This is a genomic window from Facklamia sp. P12932 (assembly GCF_050409545.1).
Taxonomy (GTDB): Bacteria; Bacillota; Bacilli; order Lactobacillales; family Aerococcaceae; genus Facklamia.
In genome coordinates, this window is the sequence record NZ_JBNUPG010000017.1 from 1 (window position 1) to 17,264 (window position 17,264).

19 protein-coding genes and 1 other RNA gene are annotated in these 17,264 nt (G+C 36.3%); 1 reads left to right on the plus strand and 19 read right to left on the minus strand.

Translation table 11 applies throughout. The features are described from left to right. Positions 1-276: 276 nt before the first annotated feature. The 6 genes from ACQV2P_RS06905 to ACQV2P_RS06930 form a co-directional block, all read right to left on the minus strand. On the minus strand, positions 277-756 hold the full coding sequence (locus tag ACQV2P_RS06905; protein WP_428874237.1) for a cupin domain-containing protein: 480 nt from the start codon (positions 754-756) through the stop codon (positions 277-279). A 121-nt stretch (positions 757-877) separates the two neighbouring features. Then, positions 878-1,381, minus strand: a complete 504-nt coding sequence (locus ACQV2P_RS06910) for a GNAT family N-acetyltransferase (RefSeq protein WP_428884854.1) — start codon at positions 1,379-1,381, stop codon at positions 878-880. Between the two features lie 557 nt (positions 1,382-1,938). After that, positions 1,939-3,309 (minus strand): aldehyde dehydrogenase, encoded by a 1,371-nt coding sequence (locus tag ACQV2P_RS06915; RefSeq protein ID WP_428874239.1) that lies wholly within the window; start codon positions 3,307-3,309, stop codon positions 1,939-1,941. 17 nt (positions 3,310-3,326) lie between these two features. Beyond that, positions 3,327-4,520: an iron-containing alcohol dehydrogenase gene (locus ACQV2P_RS06920; protein WP_428874240.1), complete on the minus strand. Its 1,194-nt coding sequence runs from the start codon at positions 4,518-4,520 to the stop codon at positions 3,327-3,329. An 11-nt stretch (positions 4,521-4,531) separates the two neighbouring features. Next, the gene (locus ACQV2P_RS06925) at positions 4,532-4,996 is read right to left on the minus strand and encodes a hypothetical protein (protein ID WP_428874241.1); all 465 of its coding nucleotides are present in this window, start codon (positions 4,994-4,996) and stop codon (positions 4,532-4,534) included. 33 nt (positions 4,997-5,029) lie between these two features. Further along, the gene (locus tag ACQV2P_RS06930; protein WP_428875506.1) at positions 5,030-5,602 is read right to left on the minus strand and encodes a TetR/AcrR family transcriptional regulator; all 573 of its coding nucleotides are present in this window, start codon (positions 5,600-5,602) and stop codon (positions 5,030-5,032) included. 284 nt (positions 5,603-5,886) lie between these two features. Between ACQV2P_RS06930 and ACQV2P_RS06935 the strand changes: the two genes are divergently transcribed. Continuing rightward, on the plus strand, positions 5,887-6,051 hold the full coding sequence (locus ACQV2P_RS06935) for a hypothetical protein (protein ID WP_428874243.1): 165 nt from the start codon (positions 5,887-5,889) through the stop codon (positions 6,049-6,051). 407 nt (positions 6,052-6,458) lie between these two features. Here ACQV2P_RS06935 and ssrA read toward each other — a convergent pair. From ssrA to alaS, 13 genes are all read right to left on the minus strand, one after another. Beyond that, positions 6,459-6,821: a transfer-messenger RNA gene (ssrA, locus tag ACQV2P_RS06940) on the minus strand. A 91-nt stretch (positions 6,822-6,912) separates the two neighbouring features. Continuing rightward, entirely contained in the window at positions 6,913-7,515 is a 603-nt protein-coding gene (locus ACQV2P_RS06945; RefSeq protein WP_428874244.1) for an ECF transporter S component, read from the minus strand. Positions 7,516-7,530: 15 nt separating this feature from the next. Continuing rightward, the gene (locus tag ACQV2P_RS06950; protein ID WP_428874245.1) at positions 7,531-7,866 is read right to left on the minus strand and encodes a HesB/YadR/YfhF family protein; all 336 of its coding nucleotides are present in this window, start codon (positions 7,864-7,866) and stop codon (positions 7,531-7,533) included. 65 nt (positions 7,867-7,931) lie between these two features. Further along, positions 7,932-8,564 (minus strand): response regulator, encoded by a 633-nt coding sequence (locus ACQV2P_RS06955; protein ID WP_428874246.1) that lies wholly within the window; start codon positions 8,562-8,564, stop codon positions 7,932-7,934. Between the two features lie 25 nt (positions 8,565-8,589). Next, positions 8,590-9,651, minus strand: coding sequence for a sensor histidine kinase (locus tag ACQV2P_RS06960; RefSeq protein ID WP_428874247.1), 1,062 nt, complete (start codon positions 9,649-9,651; stop codon positions 8,590-8,592). Beyond that, entirely contained in the window at positions 9,648-10,403 is a 756-nt protein-coding gene (liaF, locus tag ACQV2P_RS06965; RefSeq protein ID WP_428875419.1) for a cell wall-active antibiotics response protein LiaF, read from the minus strand. The genes ACQV2P_RS06960 and liaF overlap by 4 nt, the downstream gene beginning before the upstream one ends. A 156-nt stretch (positions 10,404-10,559) precedes the next feature. Further along, the gene (gene greA / locus ACQV2P_RS06970; protein ID WP_428874250.1) at positions 10,560-11,039 is read right to left on the minus strand and encodes a transcription elongation factor GreA; all 480 of its coding nucleotides are present in this window, start codon (positions 11,037-11,039) and stop codon (positions 10,560-10,562) included. Positions 11,040-11,058: 19 nt separating this feature from the next. Next, the gene (udk, locus tag ACQV2P_RS06975) at positions 11,059-11,679 is read right to left on the minus strand and encodes a uridine kinase (RefSeq protein WP_428876311.1); all 621 of its coding nucleotides are present in this window, start codon (positions 11,677-11,679) and stop codon (positions 11,059-11,061) included. A gap of 193 nt (positions 11,680-11,872) precedes the next feature. Beyond that, positions 11,873-13,063 (minus strand): endolytic transglycosylase MltG, encoded by a 1,191-nt coding sequence (gene mltG / locus ACQV2P_RS06980; protein ID WP_428894802.1) that lies wholly within the window; start codon positions 13,061-13,063, stop codon positions 11,873-11,875. 167 nt (positions 13,064-13,230) lie between these two features. Continuing rightward, complete coding sequence (locus tag ACQV2P_RS06985; RefSeq protein WP_428874253.1) at positions 13,231-13,536, minus strand: DUF1292 domain-containing protein; 306 nt, start codon at positions 13,534-13,536, stop codon at positions 13,231-13,233. A gap of 10 nt (positions 13,537-13,546) precedes the next feature. After that, a complete protein-coding gene (gene ruvX, locus ACQV2P_RS06990; RefSeq protein ID WP_428874254.1) occupies positions 13,547-13,981 on the minus strand; it encodes a Holliday junction resolvase RuvX in 435 nt (144 codons plus the stop codon). A gap of 3 nt (positions 13,982-13,984) precedes the next feature. Further along, positions 13,985-14,245, minus strand: a complete 261-nt coding sequence (locus ACQV2P_RS06995) for an IreB family regulatory phosphoprotein (RefSeq protein WP_428874262.1) — start codon at positions 14,243-14,245, stop codon at positions 13,985-13,987. Between the two features lie 153 nt (positions 14,246-14,398). Next, complete coding sequence (gene alaS / locus ACQV2P_RS07000; protein ID WP_428874255.1) at positions 14,399-17,047, minus strand: alanine--tRNA ligase; 2,649 nt, start codon at positions 17,045-17,047, stop codon at positions 14,399-14,401. Positions 17,048-17,264: the final 217 nt, after the last annotated feature.

The following is a 17,264-nucleotide window of genomic DNA, read 5'->3' on the forward strand; positions in this document are numbered from 1 at the left end:
TAGTTTTATCCCGCAAATTTTTAAAATTTCAGGACATTTTCATTTACGGTTGACAAAAATCAATAATTGAAAATGGAGAATGCTCCTTTAAACCAATCAGCGCCGAACGTGAGGGAACTGAAAGTCATTCAGCAGCATCTTCATCAATAAAAAACAACAATCTACCCTTCAAAAGATAAAGGTCTATAGTAAAAACCCTTGGATAGATGCTGATTCCAATAGATAAGCTTTACTACCAAAAAAAATGGAAGAAACACTCTGCTTCTTCCATTTTTATTATTTACTCAATAATTGGATCATTTCTTCATACTCTGGGTACTGTTCGATCAGTTCATGGTAACGAAACAACTCAAAATCCTCAAACTCAAATCCTGGTGAAACCATACACGATACGAGCGAAAACCCATCTTCAACGGTTGAGCCAAAGATTGTCCCTTTAGGAACACGATATTGTAGTACTTGACCTTGCGCAACAGCTAGTCCTAAAGTAACATTTGTATAATCGCCATCTGGAGAAATCATATGCACGGTCAATGGCTGTCCGTAATGATAGTACCATATTTCATCAGCAGTTAAACGATGAAAATGTGAGGGGTTTTCTTTTTCCAATAGAAAATAGATACTAGTGAACAGAGAACGTTCTTTCCCATTTATTTTTAGTTTGTCTTGTGATCTTTCAACTTCGCAATAATAGCCACCTTCCGGATGAGCTTCCATATCCAAAGCTTTTATCCATTCTTCCATTGATTGATTCATAATAATCTCCTAACATTTTATACTATTTTAACATATGGAGTGTAAGGGTCTAAAATTCTTATCCACTTTAAGCAGCCTTGTAATTAGTAAACTTTCTCGATTTTGCTAGCATCTTATCGGATTACTTAATCTCATTCGCATAAACGACCCGATACAAAGCTTCTTTAACCTTATTGAATTGCTCTTGATCCATTGCTTCTGGATAAGTCATCAATAAAAGCGGAATCGCATTTTTCCCTTCTTCTAATGGAGGTTGCGTGTAGTCATAAGCATTCAACTTAAAATCTAAACGCTGATAAAAATTTATTCTTCGTTTAGTGATATTGTCTTCAGGCTTTTCTACCTCTAAGACTATTTTTTTATCAGCTTCATTTAAGAAAGTATTCAAAAATTTACTGCCATAATTTCTACCTCGGAAACTGTCATCTATGGCAAAATGTTCAATAAATACATATTCTCCAATGTCCCAAAAAGATATAAAACCTACTACTCTACCGTCATCTTCTAAGGCTTTCATTTGATAATTAGGATTTTTCAATATTTCTAATTGTAAGTTTAAACTTCTTTTTTCATCTTCAGGAAAAGAGCTTTCATAGATATTCCAGATTGCAGTAAAATTTTCCACTATAAATCCTCCGTCAATTTCGTAACTATTTTTTTCGTATTATTACAAGCATAGCAAAGTTTACAAAACTTTTCATAGGCTATCAAACCATAAAACAAATTCTTCCTTAAATAAAAATAGTGATTTCCATAAGCTAAATCTTTAGGCAATCTTCTAGAAGTTAAAAAACTTTGTCATAGCTATTAGTTTATACTTTACTTAGTCAACATCTATTTTAAGTTAGTTAATAAAAACACTGTCCTGATCGAGCTGTTTTAGTCTTAGGTTCCACTCATGAAGAGCTATAGTTTTTTTAGTGAGCCCATTCAATGCTAGGTCTTTATACTTCCTTAAAAGGCTACTTGCATTTAATTTATTGCTATTAAAATAATCAGCTACTCTAATATAACCCCCAAAAGTGAGTTTGATAGCTCTATCTTTGGGGGGCATCTCTCCTATAAAGATCTTTATATTATTAATTTTATCGATTTCTTATACTAGTTTCTCTTTAAACAAAACTTAAAGTATGCTGAACATTTACTTGCTAGTCAACTGCTTATTGCTAGCTAAAAAACATCTCATTTCATAATCTTTTTGATCCATTTTATACTTGTCTTATAAGGTGGATAACGGAAAGGAAGATCAAGCCAATTACTTTTTTTCAAGATGCTTTTACTATGAGAAAAGGTGTCAATGCTGTTTTTGCCATTATAGCTGCCCATTCCGCTTTCTCCCACTCCACCAAAGCCCATATAAGGAGTCGCTAGGTGGGTTACTGTCTCATTTATTGCTCCCCCTCCGAAGGAAACCTCCGTTAAAACCTTTCGCTCAATATCTTTCTCTTTTGTAAATAAATACAAAGCTAAAGGCTTTGGACGTGCCTTAATATGATCCATCGCTTCATCTATAGTCTTATAGGTGATTATGGGTAATATCGGACCAAATATCTCTTCTTGCATAATTGGATCTTTCCAAGAAACATCCTCCATTAATGTGATATTTATTTGGTGTGTTTCATCATTTTTTTGACCCCCGTAAATCACTTTGCCTGTCTCTAGCAGATTAAGTAATCGCTGATAATGCCTATCACTGATTATTTTGGGATATTCAGGATTTGTTTCTGCGTGCTTGCCAAAAAAACCTTCCAGAGTCTTCATTAATTCCTCTGTTAGTTTTTCTTTCACATCTTCTTGAACAAGTAAATAATCTGGAGCCACACAGGTTTGTCCTGCATTTAAAGCTTTGCCCCAAGCAATTCGCTTAGCAGCTATTTTTATATCGGCTGATTTGTCAACAATGGCTGGACTTTTCCCACCTAATTCTAAGACGACTGGCGTCAAATGCTGAGCTGCTTTTTCCATTACAATTTTCCCCACCTGTTTGCTTCCTGTGAAAAAAATTAAGTCAAAATCTTTACTTAACAAAGACTGATTAACTTCAACAGCCCCTTCCACCACCGTCACATAAGCCGGATCAAAGGTATCTGCGATCATTTTTTTAATAATAGCAGACGTAGCCGGTGCAAATTCAGAGGGTTTGATAACAGCAGTATTTCCGGCCGCTAAGGCACCAACAAGTGGCGATAAAGTCAGCAAAAATGGATAATTCCAAGGGGCAATAATCAACACCTGCCCATAAGGCTCTTTATAGACACGACTGACTGATGGAAACTGAGAGATTGGTGTTCGTACACGCTTAGGTTTGAGTAATCTCTTCATGTTTTTTAACATATAAGTGATCTCTTCTAAAACCAATCCAATCTCACTAACATAGCCTTCAAATCCTGCTTTATTTAAATCACTTCTTAAGGCTTCTAATATTTCAAGCTCATAGTCTTCAATCGCTTGATACAATTTTTTCAGCTTAGCAATTCGAAAATCAATTGCTTTGGTCTCTCCACTTGCAAAATATTCTTTTTGTTTTTCTAATACACCACTTGTCTCTTCCATTTTTATCATGCTCCTTCTTAATAAGCTGCTTCTAAAATATCCATAATCCGTTCAGTAGTAACTTGCACTGGGTTCACAATTGTAGCCCCATCATTCATGGCTGTCTTGGCAATCTGTTTAAAATCCTCTTTTTTAACATCGACATCTCGCAAACGGGTCGGTAAACCCGCTATTTTATGCAATTCATTAAGTAAATCTCTGATAGCATTTATTGTACGAGCGGCTCTTTGATCTTTGGGTGTCTGGCTGTATACTTCTGGTCCAGAGAAAGCCAATAAAATTCTAGCATACTCCTCTTTACAAGATTGTGAATGCTTTAAATTCATTTCCATAGCATATGGAAGTAAAATCGCCATCGCATCTCCATGGGCAATTTTACTGATTGATCCACAAGCGTGACCTATCGCATGAACAATGCCTACCATTGAGTTAGAAAAGGATATACCTGCCATTAAGGACGCATTCGCCATGGCTATGCGAGCTTCTTTATTTTTACCATTTTGGACCGCTTCTTTAAGGTGCTTCCCAATTAATTCTATGGCAGCTAAGGCATAAGCAGAGCTAAGTGGATTTTTTTGACAACCCGTTAAGGCCTCAATACTGTGTGTTAAGGCATCGATTCCAGTTGATGCAGTTATTTTCGCTGGAAGTGACGCTGTCATTCGATAATCTAAAACAGCCACATCTGGTAAAAGACTGTATGAAATAAACTCCAACTTTACCTTACGGCTCGTGTCCGCAATCACTGAGACTAAGGTTGCCTCCGAGCCTGTGCCTGCAGTACTTGGCACGACTATCAAAGGATTTAACTTACCACCGACTAGCTCTAACCCCATGAGTTCATTTAAGTCTTTGACTTTTTTAGAAACTAAAACATTTACTCCTTTAGCAGTATCAATAACTGATCCACCGCCAATAGCGATGATACTATCACATTGATGTGTTTGATAGACGTCACTGATTTCCTGGACCACATTTAATGATGAGTCTTGTGGAATCTCTTTGAAGATAGCAGCGATTTCAATATTGGCATCTTCTAAAGCCTCTGTAATAATTTGCACTTGTCCATGCTTTATCAATGACTCATCTGTTAAAATCAAAGGCCTCTGGGCCTCTAAATTCAATAATTCAAATGGGATGTTTTCTAAAGCGCCTTTGCCAGATAAAATCTTGACTGAATTCATAAATTCATAATATTCTGGTATTTTCATACTAATCCTCCTTAAAACACTAAATGAAAGTAGGCTTTGCCTTTGCTGGCTGAAAGCACTGGTTGTTCTTTTAAAATATTTTTGCTAATAAAATTTGGGAAAAGATAAGCTTCTACATAATATAAAATTCGAACGAGAGGCATAGCTTTTAGGAAATCACCTTTAACAATAAAACGATGTTGAGCATAGCCCTGGTGCAGACCTATTTGACCAAGAATTAACATTTGTGCAGCCCGATAACTTTTAAAAATAATCGACAGATCAGCTGGGGCATCCACATGCTTTCCTAAATAATTAAAGCCATCATTTCTTTTTTCAAAGAATACTTTTGTACTAGTGTTTAAAACTGTCAATTCAAACAAGAAACCATCCGCATAGTGTCCTAACTCTTTCTGAATTGCAGGCTCTACTTTAGCAGCAGCTATTAATCCTCTTACTAAAAATTTTAAACCAATTTCTACCATTAATTTTTTCATAACATGCAACCGCCTTTTATAAATTTTGCTTAATTAAATAAGCAATTTAACAATCTGATTCACAGGTATTTCTTCCGTAGCAAATTTCTGTTGAATAATTAAGCCATCTAACAAAGCTAAAATAAGATAAGAGAGGGCGTGATAATCTCTTCCCTGTCGCTTTAATCCTTTTATTAAACTTTTTCGAATGGTCTCTCGCCAGGACTGATAGCGTGTTTCAAACTTTTTAGCCAAGGATTGATTATTAGTAATCGCATCGCTTAAAAGATAAAGATGTAAGGAGCCTCTAGTATCCGCATAGATAATTTTATTAAATAAAGTCTTCAATATTTCTTCTGCATCAATCTCCTCATCAGACTCTTCAATGAATAAAAGTAAGTCTTCTGTTATCATTTCTAAATTTTTTTCTGCCAATTCATAAATGATCGCTTGTTTGGCAGGATAATAATAATAAAGCGTTCCTTTACTAATACCCGCTGCTTCAGCAATTTTACGCAAAGTTGTTTCTTCAATGCCTAATTCACTAATTAAAACTGATGCAATCTCAAGTATATAAGATCGCATATCTTGATTAGAGTTCCCATCACTAATAGATATTTTTGTCATTTATCCACCCATTTCCCGTTCGGTCGACTGACCGATTAATTAGTTTAAGTTTAATTCAACCAGCTTTTAGTGTCAAATATGCTTATTTTAAAGCTACTATGATTAAGAAAAAAGAAGTTATTAAAAGGGAGAGATCCCACAATATAATAACCTTCTAATATAGATAATTACGCTTTTCTTCAGAGCGTAAAATATTTTGTGTAAGCTCCGAATCTTTGTAGAAAAAGAGACCTCTCTTATGTAAGATTGTAAAATCAAATAAGCAATCACACAGGAGGTCCCTTATGGAAGTCGTTAGCACAAAATTATTCACAGCACTAGCAGAAGATAAATCTGTTCAGGACCTATTTCGTCAAAACTTAGAAGAAGCGATTAACTTATTACCTGTATGCGAAAGGACAGTCTTTCTTAATTACGAAAAATCGGAAGTCAAAGGCTGCAATGGTTAAGGAACAATTTCCCATGAGAGATCTTTAGAAAAGTATCTATATACCTATGTTTCAAAATTCAATACGAAGTTTTCTTCTAGAATCCATAAGGGATTTGGTCAAGCACAATAGGAACTAAATAAAATGCTAGATGAAATACAAGGAAAAGGTCAAAGCAAAAAAATTCATCCCCTATAGGGGATGACGTATAATGCCTATAATATTATCTAGTTAGAAGATTTTTACTTAATCTTACATTAGCTTACACAATTTATTTGACACTGCCCTATATTTACTACCATACAAAAAAGAATATAGATTTATTTTATCTCAATATAAGACCTATTAAGCATTTCGAACCATAACTTTATTTAAGTTCAACTACTTATGTCTTAAAATACTGATAAATCTATATTCTTATTAAAAAACAATGGAGATGAGGGGAGTCGAACCCCTGTCCAAATGTCTCGCCACCAAAGAATCTACGTCAATAGTTGCGTCTATTATTATTTAGCTCCCACATAGCCGACCAACAGGCATTTGTGTTTGCGAGTCTGCTTATCTCTTCTAAGGCTTACAGACGGAAAGACTTAGCGTATCCCACTAATTTGAGACCAGGAACTAACACATGGGCGATGCTAGGCTGATCTTAGCCAGCTGTTTTTAGGCAGCTAAAGCTAAATTGTTATTATTGTTTGCAGTTATATTTAACTGTAGCGTTGGTGAGGTAGTCGCTGCCTACCTGACGCATCCAAGGTTCGAACAACACCTGTCGAAACCATGACACCCCCAATTAAAGGTATAAATACATACTAGCATCTCCATGAGGAAATGTCAAAGAAGGTCAGTCAGCTTTTAGACGAATTATCTTGGACTTCCTACTTAAAGAGTTTGAGGTAATTTTTTGACGGCATTCAGTAAAATTGGCGTCACTAAAATTGAAAAGATCATCTCAGGTACACCATTCACTAACACAATACCACCGAGCACCTGCCATAAACTATCGAGATTGGCTCCACTAATTTGTGAATACTCTGCCTGTTTAAAGAGGCCAATTGCCCCTAAGACGAAAACTGTATTTAAGATTGAACCTAAGGCCCCTGCTATCATATAGCGCAAGCGATCTTGAATTTTATCTTGAGCTTGGTGGGCAAACCATCCAACAATCAAAGGCATAATCATCCGTGGTAAAAGTGAGACTAATGGTGAAGAAAAGACATAAACATACATGGGCGATGTTGGCATAACATAAGCACGAATCAAGGAGTTCAAGCCCCAAAATGCTCCGATAATAAAACCATCTTTAGTGCCTAACCATAAGGTCGCTACAATTACCGTTACATGAATAATAGTAATATTTAATGGGGGTATGGCTATATAGCCTAGAAAAGGTACCCAAGTTTGTAATAGGATAATAGCCATGAAGATACTTAAAATAACTAAGCGTTTAGTTTTCATAGCGTTTTGATTTTGTAATGCTGACACAAATATCCTCCTCATTTAATGAATGGAATGACCATTCTTAATGTAATTGTAAGTGGGTTCACAGAGTCTTTCATCAAGAGTTACCTCTAAATCATATTCATCAAAAAACCATTCGTCATCTTGTTCAATAAAGAAGAGGACCCCATTGGGCGCTTGATAAGTGACTAAAGGGTCTTCTGGCTGAACAGAATCAATGGCAATCCCAAAACCATTGTCAAAAGGGCTCGATCCATAAATTTTTGTTTTAAAGCGAACACCAGCACCTTGGCTAAATCCTATTTCTTCCTTAAACCAATCTGCTGCTTTATTTGTTACTGTTAGTTTCATATGCTTTGTTGCAATCAAATGCAACAACTCCCTCCTCTATAAACTGAATCTATCATATAGCAATTTTTTTATCTGAGCGAGTTTTTTGCTTAATCCACCAAATTATGTTGGAAAGCATATATCGTCGCTTGTGTGCGATCATCCACTTCTAATTTTGATAGGATATTAGAAACGTGGGTTTTTACCGTCTTTAAAGTGATAAACAACTCTTCTGCAATCGCTTGATTGGAATACCCTCTAGCAATCAATCCTAAGACTTCACGCTCACGATTGGTCAAATCATCATGCAGATGGACTTGCCTTTCTTCGGTTTCGCGATTTAGCATCTTTTGCGTAACTTCATCCTGCATCACGCTCTTACCTTGGTAGGTTGAGCGAATAGCCTCGGCGATTTCTTTAGCTGATGAAGTTTTTAGGATATATGATTGAGCTCCTGCTTCAATAGCTGGATATACTTTTTCGTCATCTAAGAAAGATGTCACGATAATAATTTTAGCTTCGGGCCACTCTTGCATAATTTTTTGCGTGGCTTCAATTCCGTCCATGGTATCCATGACTAAGTCCATCAAAATAACATCCGGTCGTAAATCCAGGGCACGATGATAACCTACTAAGCCATTATTAGCTTCTCCCACCACTTCCATATCTTCTTGAATACTTAGATAAGACGAAACACCTAGCCTGACCATTTCGTGGTCATCAACTAATAATACTTTTATCATACACTGACTCCTTTATTTTATAATTTTATTTTTTAAGTTTATAAGGCAACTTAATATCGACAACCGTTCCCTGCCCTGGAGAAGAAATTATCGAAACCGCCCCTCCCATCCCCTTCACTCTTTCTTGGATATTGGTTAAACCATAAGAGCCTGACTTTTTCGATTGAACAGGATCAAAGCCACGTCCATCATCAACAATGCGAATATTTATCATATCCATTGTTTCTCTTAGATAAACATCTAATTTATTTGCTCGAGCATGCCGCATAGTATTTGACACCGCTTCTTGAATAATCCGAAAGAGATGGTCTTCGATTCCCGTTTCTAGTCTAGGATCATCTAATTCCCAAGTCAGTTCTAGAGGTATTTTGGCTTGTAGTTCTAATAGCAAATTATTAATTCCTTGTTGCAGTGATTTTCCTTGTAAGTCAACCGGTCGTAAATGTAAGAGCAAGGCTCGCATTTCAGTTTGAGCATTTCCAATGACCGATTCAATTTTTTCAAGCTTAGCACTTAATTTAGGGTTTTCCTCTTCAGGATAGGATTCAGTAATAGCTGACAACATCATCATAGCAGCAAATAATTGTTGGGATACCGAATCATGAAGTTCACGTGCTATGCGACTACGCTCATGTTCGATAATTTCTTCCTTAGTCTCTTCACCGACAAAGACCGGAGCAGCTGTAAATTCTTGTAAGTCTTCAGTCAAATCAACCAAGCGATTGCGCAGGCGGTTAATATCTTGGGCCAAGCTATAATCTTGTGTATAGAGACTGGATTTACGGTTGGTTTTATTGAAGATCGGATGGTGATATTTGCCTAACAATAACCAATTGATTTTTGCTCGAATCAGTTCATAAGAATCATTTAGTGAAAAGGTAAGATATAAACTATAGATGACTGAGAAGGCAATAATAATAGCTACTACCCAGATAAATAATCGAACGTCCCAGATCTTAATTATAAAAAGGTCTTCAATATTAAAAGCTGGTAGTTGCCATGCACAAAGACCAACCACAAAAAAACAGATCAGCAATGTAATAATTAATTGATTGAGTAAGATACGAATCCATAACCGTAAATTCATAAAATAATCACCTCTACATCTCCTATAAAGCTTGAAATAATAACATTTAATTTGCGGTTAGCCTGTTGATAATCGGGACTACGCCATTTAAAGTTTTCCAATGTTAATACATAGTCTTGAGATTCAAATAAAACATTGCCACTAATTAAAGATATATTCATTTTCAAGCCAATATCCCTCGGAATGATTAAACGAACACGGCCAAACATTTTTCGAATGACTACCGTATGCTCACCTGCTGGAATGAGGGTATTCCCTAAATCAATAATAGAATTTCCACCAAAATATACAAGATTAATATCATCCCACTCATATGAAGTCTTAGTTCCTTCTTCTCGCATATCAAAAAGAGAGCGATACTCTAAGATTGTTCGCTGCTGGTCTTGTGGTTGAAGCAGTTTAATCCCGTAATAACTCTCAGACTCTTTAGGGGCTGGATGTAAAACACTCTCCGAAAGATTACCCATTTCATGGATATGCTCTTTTTTAAAGACAATTAAAGCGAAAAAGATGGTTAAAAGAAATAGCCAGAATGATTTGGTTAAAACAATCGTCATAATAACCAAAATCAAACCCAATCCTAAAATCAATCGGTTCAACCAATAGCGCTCTATATAAAGGCTCAAACTGATGAGCAAAAATCCTCCTGCAAACATTCCAAGAAAATGCCAATCTGTAAGTAATTCTAATATAATTAAAAAGATACAAAGAATCATCGTGAGAAAAATACGTTTGCGAAAGAAGTCTTTCATTGGAATACCTCCCTTCTGTTAAGTCATTGCTATTATTGCATAAAAGATATACTGAAAAAAGATAATACTTTGCTTATCTTCCATCTATTATAGCAAACAAATCCTAGAAAAAGGCATAAAAAAAGACCCCCAAAAGGAGTCTAACTGTTGGATAAATTATGCCTTAGCCACCTTAGTAATTTCCACATCAAATGAGCCGCCCGGTGTTTCAATAGTTACTTTATCACCCACTTTATGGCCTAATAGAGCTTTGGCCATTGGCGAATCGTTAGAAATCTTATATTCCATTGGGTCTGCTTCAGCAGAGCCAACAATGGTATATGCTTCTTCAGGACCATCAGGCAATTCGTTAAAAGTCACGGTACGACCCAATGTTACTTCATTAGCCGCAACATTTTTATCATCAATAATTTCAGCAAAGCGCATCATATTTTCTAATGTTGAAATACGTCCTTCAACGAAAGCTTGTTCATCTTTTGCTGATTCATATTCTGAGTTTTCAGAAAGATCACCAAAAGACCGGGCTACTTTAATGCGTTCAATAATTTCAGCTCGTTTATTTACTTTTAAATCTTCTAATTCAGCTTCAATTTTTTTCTTACCTTCTAGGGTCATTGGATATGTTTTATCTGCCATCTGTTAATACTCCTTCAAATTAATTAATAATTGTGTTAATTTTAGTAACTAATAAATCTATGGCCACATGATTATGGCCGCCTTCCGGGACAATAATATCTGCATAGCGTTTAGTTGGCTCAGTAAATTGATGATGCATCGGCTTGACAACTGTTTCGTACTGTTCAAGAACAGATTCTACAGAACGTCCTCTTTTAATGACATCGCGTTTAATTCTTCTAGAAAGGCGAATATCATCTTCCGTATCGACATATATTTTAATATCACATAAGTCACGAATCATTTTATCTTCAAAAATTAAAATCCCTTCTAAGATTAGCACGTCACGTGAAGCTTCTCTACGTGTTTCAAGTGAACGCGTGTAGTTCACAAAATCATAAATAGGGACTTCAATTGTTTCACCTCTTATAAAAGCTTGGATATGTTCAAAAAATAAATCATTGTCAAAAGCAAAGGGATGGTCGTAATTCGTCTTTAATCTTTCCTCAAATGTCAGATGGCTTTGGTCTTTATAATAATTATCTTGTGCTAAGACCAAAACGGACATCTCAGTAAACTGTTCTAATATTCGCTTGCTAACACTTGATTTACCAGAACCTGATCCACCAGTGACACCGATGATGATGGGTCTATCCCCCATTACTTCACTCCCTTAATTGACAAATACATAAAGAAAGCAACCACCCAATAAGAGGTGATTACTTGCTTTCTATTGAACTTGCTCAAAACTATACTTAAGAAAATAACATATAAATTAGCTGAATGCAAGCCATTTCATATTATTTCTTTTTTAGTATTCAAATGCTTGTTAAAAGTTTCGTTTGTTGTTCTTGCTATTCTTCTTCTAATTCTGCATTTTCTTGACTCGCTTCTTTTTTTGCTTCATCAAAGAATGGTTGAACGTATTGTTCTACTAAGGCACTATGCTCAACTTCTGTTGCAGAATAATAGATTTTGCCTGTATTCATATCTGCGACAAAGTAATAGTTATCTGAATAAGTTGGATATATAGTCGCCATAATCGATGATAGAGAAGGACTATTAATCGGTCCTACTGGCAACCCGCTATGTTGATACGTATTATAAGGCGAATCTACTTCTAAATCTTCATAAGTAACCAGCTCTTTATGCTTGCCAAGTGCATAAATAACCGTAATATCACTTTGTAGAGCCATTTCAATGTTTAGACGGTTGAAGAAAACTCCTGCAACTAAGGCGCGATCTTCATCAGTCGATGCTTCTCGTTCAACAACCGAAGCCAGACTCAACAACTGGTGATAGTTTAACCAAGTATTGCTAAGGTCTTCTTGCAATTTCTGAAATTCAATATTAGCTTTTCCAACCATATTAATGATTAAATCATCAGCCGTCATGCCAGCAATATAATCATAAGTAGCTGGGAAAAGATAACCTTCTAAACGATATTTTAAGCCTTCAATCTCAGATAGTGGTTGAATCAAGCTTGGAAAACGCCTTAACAAGTCTTCAAACAGCTCTTCACTTTGAACGCGATCAATAAAAGTATCAGCTTCAATTGGTGTTTGTTCAGCCACTACTTGTGCAATATCAGTTATTTGCATGCCTTCCACAACAGTCAGTGTGGTATCAATATCTTCTTGGATTGGTTCGCCACCTTCCTTTAAAGTTGCAATCAACTCTTCTGCATTCATATTAGGCTTTAATTGATAATAGCCTGCTTGAAAGTCACTAGCTCCTTTAAATTTCATAAACAAATTAAAAATTTGACTATTGTTAACCAGTTTTTCATCTTCTAAAATTTGTGCAATATCACTAGAAGTCGACCCGATGGGAATCGTCACTTCGATTGCCTCAGAACTATTGGCATCCACCGGCCCTAAATCTTTATCCAGTTTCCAATAAATGAATAAGGTGCCTACTACGATAATAATCAAAAATATCCAAAGAATGATTTTAATTACTCGATTGGTCCAAAGTAATTCTTTAACATGCATGGTTTCATTTACTTTTGCATCTTCTTGTATTCTATTCCAATCTATCTTCATACTTCCTCCTAATAGCCTAATGTTGTAAGCATTATAGCAAATAACACAGTAAATAACTATCCTGACCTAATTAATGAATGATTAAATTAATGTTTCAAGCTTCATGATTTTATAAGAGAAAAAGCTCTTGCCGATTTCATCAATCGGAAAGAGCTTAGCTTTCTTAACTATTCTTCTTCATCTGCCAAAAATGTATTTAATACTTCGTCAATCATGTTCCATTCTTCTTCAGTTTCGATCGCTTGTAAATCACCAGAAGTCCCATCTGGATTTTCTTTATAGGAGTAAGCTTGAATTTCTACTTCTTCTTCTTCATTTGCTCCAGCTGGATAAATAAGGACATAGGATTTATTATAGTCTTGTGAATCAAAGGTGAATAGAATTTCATATAACGATTCGTTGCCTTCTTCATCGACAACAGTAATGTAGTCAATTTCTTTTTCTGCGTGTTCATGATTATGTTCTTCTACCATCTTAACACCCCTATTTCTTATAATCTAAGTAATTTTGTAAAATCATCACTGCCGCTAATTTATCAATTACTTTTTTGCGTTTTTTACGTGAGACATTCCCTTCTTCAATCAGCATCCGTTCTGCTTGAGAAGTAGTCAATCGCTCATCTTGATAAATAATTTGACAGTCTGGGACAATTTTATGCAGTTTTTCACCAAATTTTTGGGAAGCCTCTGCTCTTGGTCCTAATGTATTGTTCATATTTTTTGGTAAGCCAATAATGACTTTATCTACTTTATACTCTTCGATGAGTTCTTGAAGACGTTGATAACCAAAGTTATCCGATTCTTCATCAATCGGTATAGTTTCAATTCCTTGGGCTGTCCAACCCATTAAGTCACTAATAGCAACCCCTACCGTTTTAGAACCCACATCTAAGCCCATGCTGCGATTTCCAATTGGCATGAACTAAGACTCCTTCTTAGTTAGATAATACTTGACTAATTTTTCGACAATTTCATCGCGTTCATGACGACGAATGAGGTTACGCGCATCATTGTGACGTGGAATATAAGCCGGGTCACCTGATAAGAGATAGCCCACAATTTGATTGACTGGATCATACCCCTTCTCCTCCAATGCGCGATAGACAATCTCTAAGCTCTCGCGAACTGTATGTTGGTTTAAATCATCTAACTTAAAGAGTATTGTTTCATCTAATGATTGCATAGATGTATTCACCGAACCTTTCTTAATCTCATCAACTTAATACATCCCTAGTTGATTTGTTAGCTATTATCTCCAGTTTACCATAAATCCCTATAAAAAGGCTCTTATTGTGCTTTATTTATAGCTTTTTCACTATTAAAATTGTGTTTCAGGCTAGATCAGTCTATTCTCAATCTCTTGCGGCACTGCTTCTAATAACTGAGGAATAGCCGCTGGATTTTTACCCCCTGCTTGCGCCATAGTCAAACGACCTCCTCCACCACCTTTAATATGTTTTGCTAATGGTTTTATTAAATCTCCCGCATTAATGCCCTTAGCCACTGTTTCTTGATCGACTAAAACTAACAGATTAGCTTTTCCCTCATGAGAAGTGGCTAAAACAAGGATATTAGAAGCAGCTTTTTCTCGCCATGTATCGCCTAAAGATCTTAAAGAATCCATATTTTGATTGTCTACGCTGGCTGCAATAAAGCTAATGTCTTTAACTGTTTGAACATCATCAAAGATTTCATCTGAAGCTTCCTGCATTAAGCGTGCAGTCAAGGAGTCGATTTCAGATTGCTGTACTTTAAGATCCTGTTGTAACTGTTCAATCTTGCTTAGCAGTTGATCACTTTGGCTAACTTTCAATTGATTTTGAACTTCTTTTAGTAGCGATTCGTTCTTTTGATAGTTGGCGATAGCTGCTTGACCTGTTAAGGCTTCAATGCGGCGCAATCCTGCTCCTATACCACTTTCAGCCATTAATTTAAAGGTTCCAATCTCATTAGTATTGTTAACGTGAGTTCCTCCACACAATTCGATGGATTCATTGCCTACATTAACTACGCGAACAATTGACCCATATTTTTCACCAAAGAGTGCCATGGCTCCCATTGCTTTTGCTTCATCAATTGGCATTTCACTTATGTCAACATTAATAGCGTTTTCAACCATAAAGTTTACATAGGATTCCACTTGTTTAAGTTCTTCGGCTGACATTTTACCAAAATGTGAAAAATCAAAACGTAAGCGATCTGGCCCCACATACGATCCTTTTTGATTAGCGTGGTCCCCTAAAACTTCTTTTAAGGCCTTATGTAATAAGTGAGTAGCTGTATGGTTTTGATTGGTCCTCATTCTGGCTTGACGGTCAACTGTCAAAGTATAAGACTGTTCGCGATTTAACGGCATTTCCAATGTTTTCACCTTATGCATAAATTGACCATGAGGACTCTTTTGAACATCTAGGACCTCTGCCAGCATTTGATCGCCATCAAAAATCCCTCCTAAATCGGCTACTTGTCCCCCCATTTCGGCATAAAAAGGTGAGCGGTTAAAGAATACAATCCCTTCACTATTAGCTGGTAATTGGTCCACTTCTTGGTCATCGACGACAATATATTTCAATGTCGCATCTGAACTTAATTGTTCATAACCCACAAAATCAAACTCATAGTCAATAGCTTGTAGAGTTGTCGATTGGATCGCCATCGATCCTTCATCTGTACGTGCGGCACGGGCTCTTTCTCTTTGTTCTTCCATGGCTATCTCAAAACCTTCAATGTCTACTGTTAGCCCTTCTTCATCAGCCATTTCTTGCGTCAATTCAAGTGGGAAACCGAAGGTGTCATATAAATGAAAAGCCCTGTCTCCATTAATAACCGTTTGGCCTGCTTGACGAACCGCATTAATCACTTGATGAAGTTGGACTTCGCCTTCTTCAATTGTTTCATGGAAACGTTGTTCTTCTTTTAAAAGTACTTCTTTAACAAAGTTTTCTTTTTCGATGAGCTCTTTATAAGGATCACCCATCATAGCCACAATAATTGGCACTAAATCTGAAATAAACAGATGATTAATTCCTAATTTACGACCATGCATAACTGCACGACGGATTAAGCGTCTTAAGATATAACCGCGTCCTTCGTTAGAAGGTAAAGCTCCATCAGCAATAGCAAAGGATACCGCACGGATATGATCAGCAATAACTTTAAAAGAGGTATCTGTTTTTACATCATCACCATAATTGACAGTTGTCAATCTACCAATTGCTTCAATGATCGGCATAAATAAATCTGTTTCGAAATTTGTCGGAACATCTTGCATGACCGAGGCCATCCGTTCTAAGCCCATACCTGTATCAACGTTCTTGTTAGGCAAGGGTTGGTAGCTTCCATCTGGCATATGATTGTATTGTGAGAATACTAGATTCCAAATTTCTAAGTAACGTTCATTTTCTCCTCCTGGGTACATTTCAGGGTCATCAGCTGAAAGGTTTTGATAATTTTCCCCTCGGTCGTAGAAGATCTCTGAATCGGGACCACATGGTCCGGCACCAATATCCCAAAAATTATCAGCCACAGCCACAATATGATCTTCATCTAAACCACATTTTTCTATCCAAATCTGCTTAGTTTCTTCATCTTCGGGATAATAGGTAACATATAGGCGGTTGGGATCAAAATTCAACCATTTTTCTGAAGTTAAAAATTCCCACGCCCATTGAATGGCTTCTTCTTTAAAGTAATCCCCTATGGACCAGTTACCTAGCATTTCAAATAAAGTATGGTGTCGTGCAGTCACACCAACGTTTTCAATATCGTTGGTACGAATACACTTTTGAACATTGGCAATCTTGGGATTGTCAGGAACTTCAGTTCCATCCATGTATTTCTTCAAAGCAGCAACCCCTGAGTTAATCCATAACAGCGTTGGATCGTTAATTGGAATGAGGTTAGCTGAGGGAACGATTTGATGATTTTTCTCTGCAAAAAAATCTAAAAACATCTGACGTATTTCTTTACTCTTTAATGGTTTCATGCCGCATTCTCCTTCAATAAAAATAAAGAGTCATTATATGCAAGGGCGCTTAACCACGGTACCACCTTGCTTATAATAACTCTTGGTTATCTTCTTAAGTGACTGTTAACGCCAGCAAAACGCCAATCTTTCGAATGGTCCGTATGAGGGAGCATCAATGTCTTGATTACTTGCACCAAATGTAATCTCTCTAGAATGACCTGACATGTCCTCTACC

Coding starts and splice junctions, on each gene's coding strand:
- ACQV2P_RS06905 (WP_428874237.1), bottom strand. CDS start 756: ATGAATCAATCAATGGAAGAATGGATAAAAGCTTTGGATATGGAAGCT.
- ACQV2P_RS06915 (WP_428874239.1), bottom strand. CDS start 3,309: ATGGAAGAGACAAGTGGTGTATTAGAAAAACAAAAAGAATATTTTGCA.
- ACQV2P_RS06920 (WP_428874240.1), bottom strand. CDS start 4,520: ATGAAAATACCAGAATATTATGAATTTATGAATTCAGTCAAGATTTTA.
- ACQV2P_RS06925 (WP_428874241.1), bottom strand. CDS start 4,996: ATGAAAAAATTAATGGTAGAAATTGGTTTAAAATTTTTAGTAAGAGGA.
- ACQV2P_RS06930 (WP_428875506.1), bottom strand. CDS start 5,602: ATGACAAAAATATCTATTAGTGATGGGAACTCTAATCAAGATATGCGA.
- ACQV2P_RS06935 (WP_428874243.1), top strand. CDS start 5,887: ATGGAAGTCGTTAGCACAAAATTATTCACAGCACTAGCAGAAGATAAA.
- ACQV2P_RS06955 (WP_428874246.1), bottom strand. CDS start 8,564: ATGATAAAAGTATTATTAGTTGATGACCACGAAATGGTCAGGCTAGGT.
- ACQV2P_RS06960 (WP_428874247.1), bottom strand. CDS start 9,651: ATGAATTTACGGTTATGGATTCGTATCTTACTCAATCAATTAATTATT.
- liaF (WP_428875419.1), bottom strand. CDS start 10,403: ATGAAAGACTTCTTTCGCAAACGTATTTTTCTCACGATGATTCTTTGT.
- greA (WP_428874250.1), bottom strand. CDS start 11,039: ATGGCAGATAAAACATATCCAATGACCCTAGAAGGTAAGAAAAAAATT.
- udk (WP_428876311.1), bottom strand. CDS start 11,679: ATGGGGGATAGACCCATCATCATCGGTGTCACTGGTGGATCAGGTTCT.
- mltG (WP_428894802.1), bottom strand. CDS start 13,063: ATGAAGATAGATTGGAATAGAATACAAGAAGATGCAAAAGTAAATGAA.
- ACQV2P_RS06985 (WP_428874253.1), bottom strand. CDS start 13,536: ATGGTAGAAGAACATAATCATGAACACGCAGAAAAAGAAATTGACTAC.
- ruvX (WP_428874254.1), bottom strand. CDS start 13,981: ATGCCAATTGGAAATCGCAGCATGGGCTTAGATGTGGGTTCTAAAACG.
- ACQV2P_RS06995 (WP_428874262.1), bottom strand. CDS start 14,245: ATGCAATCATTAGATGAAACAATACTCTTTAAGTTAGATGATTTAAAC.
- alaS (WP_428874255.1), bottom strand. CDS start 17,047: ATGAAACCATTAAAGAGTAAAGAAATACGTCAGATGTTTTTAGATTTT.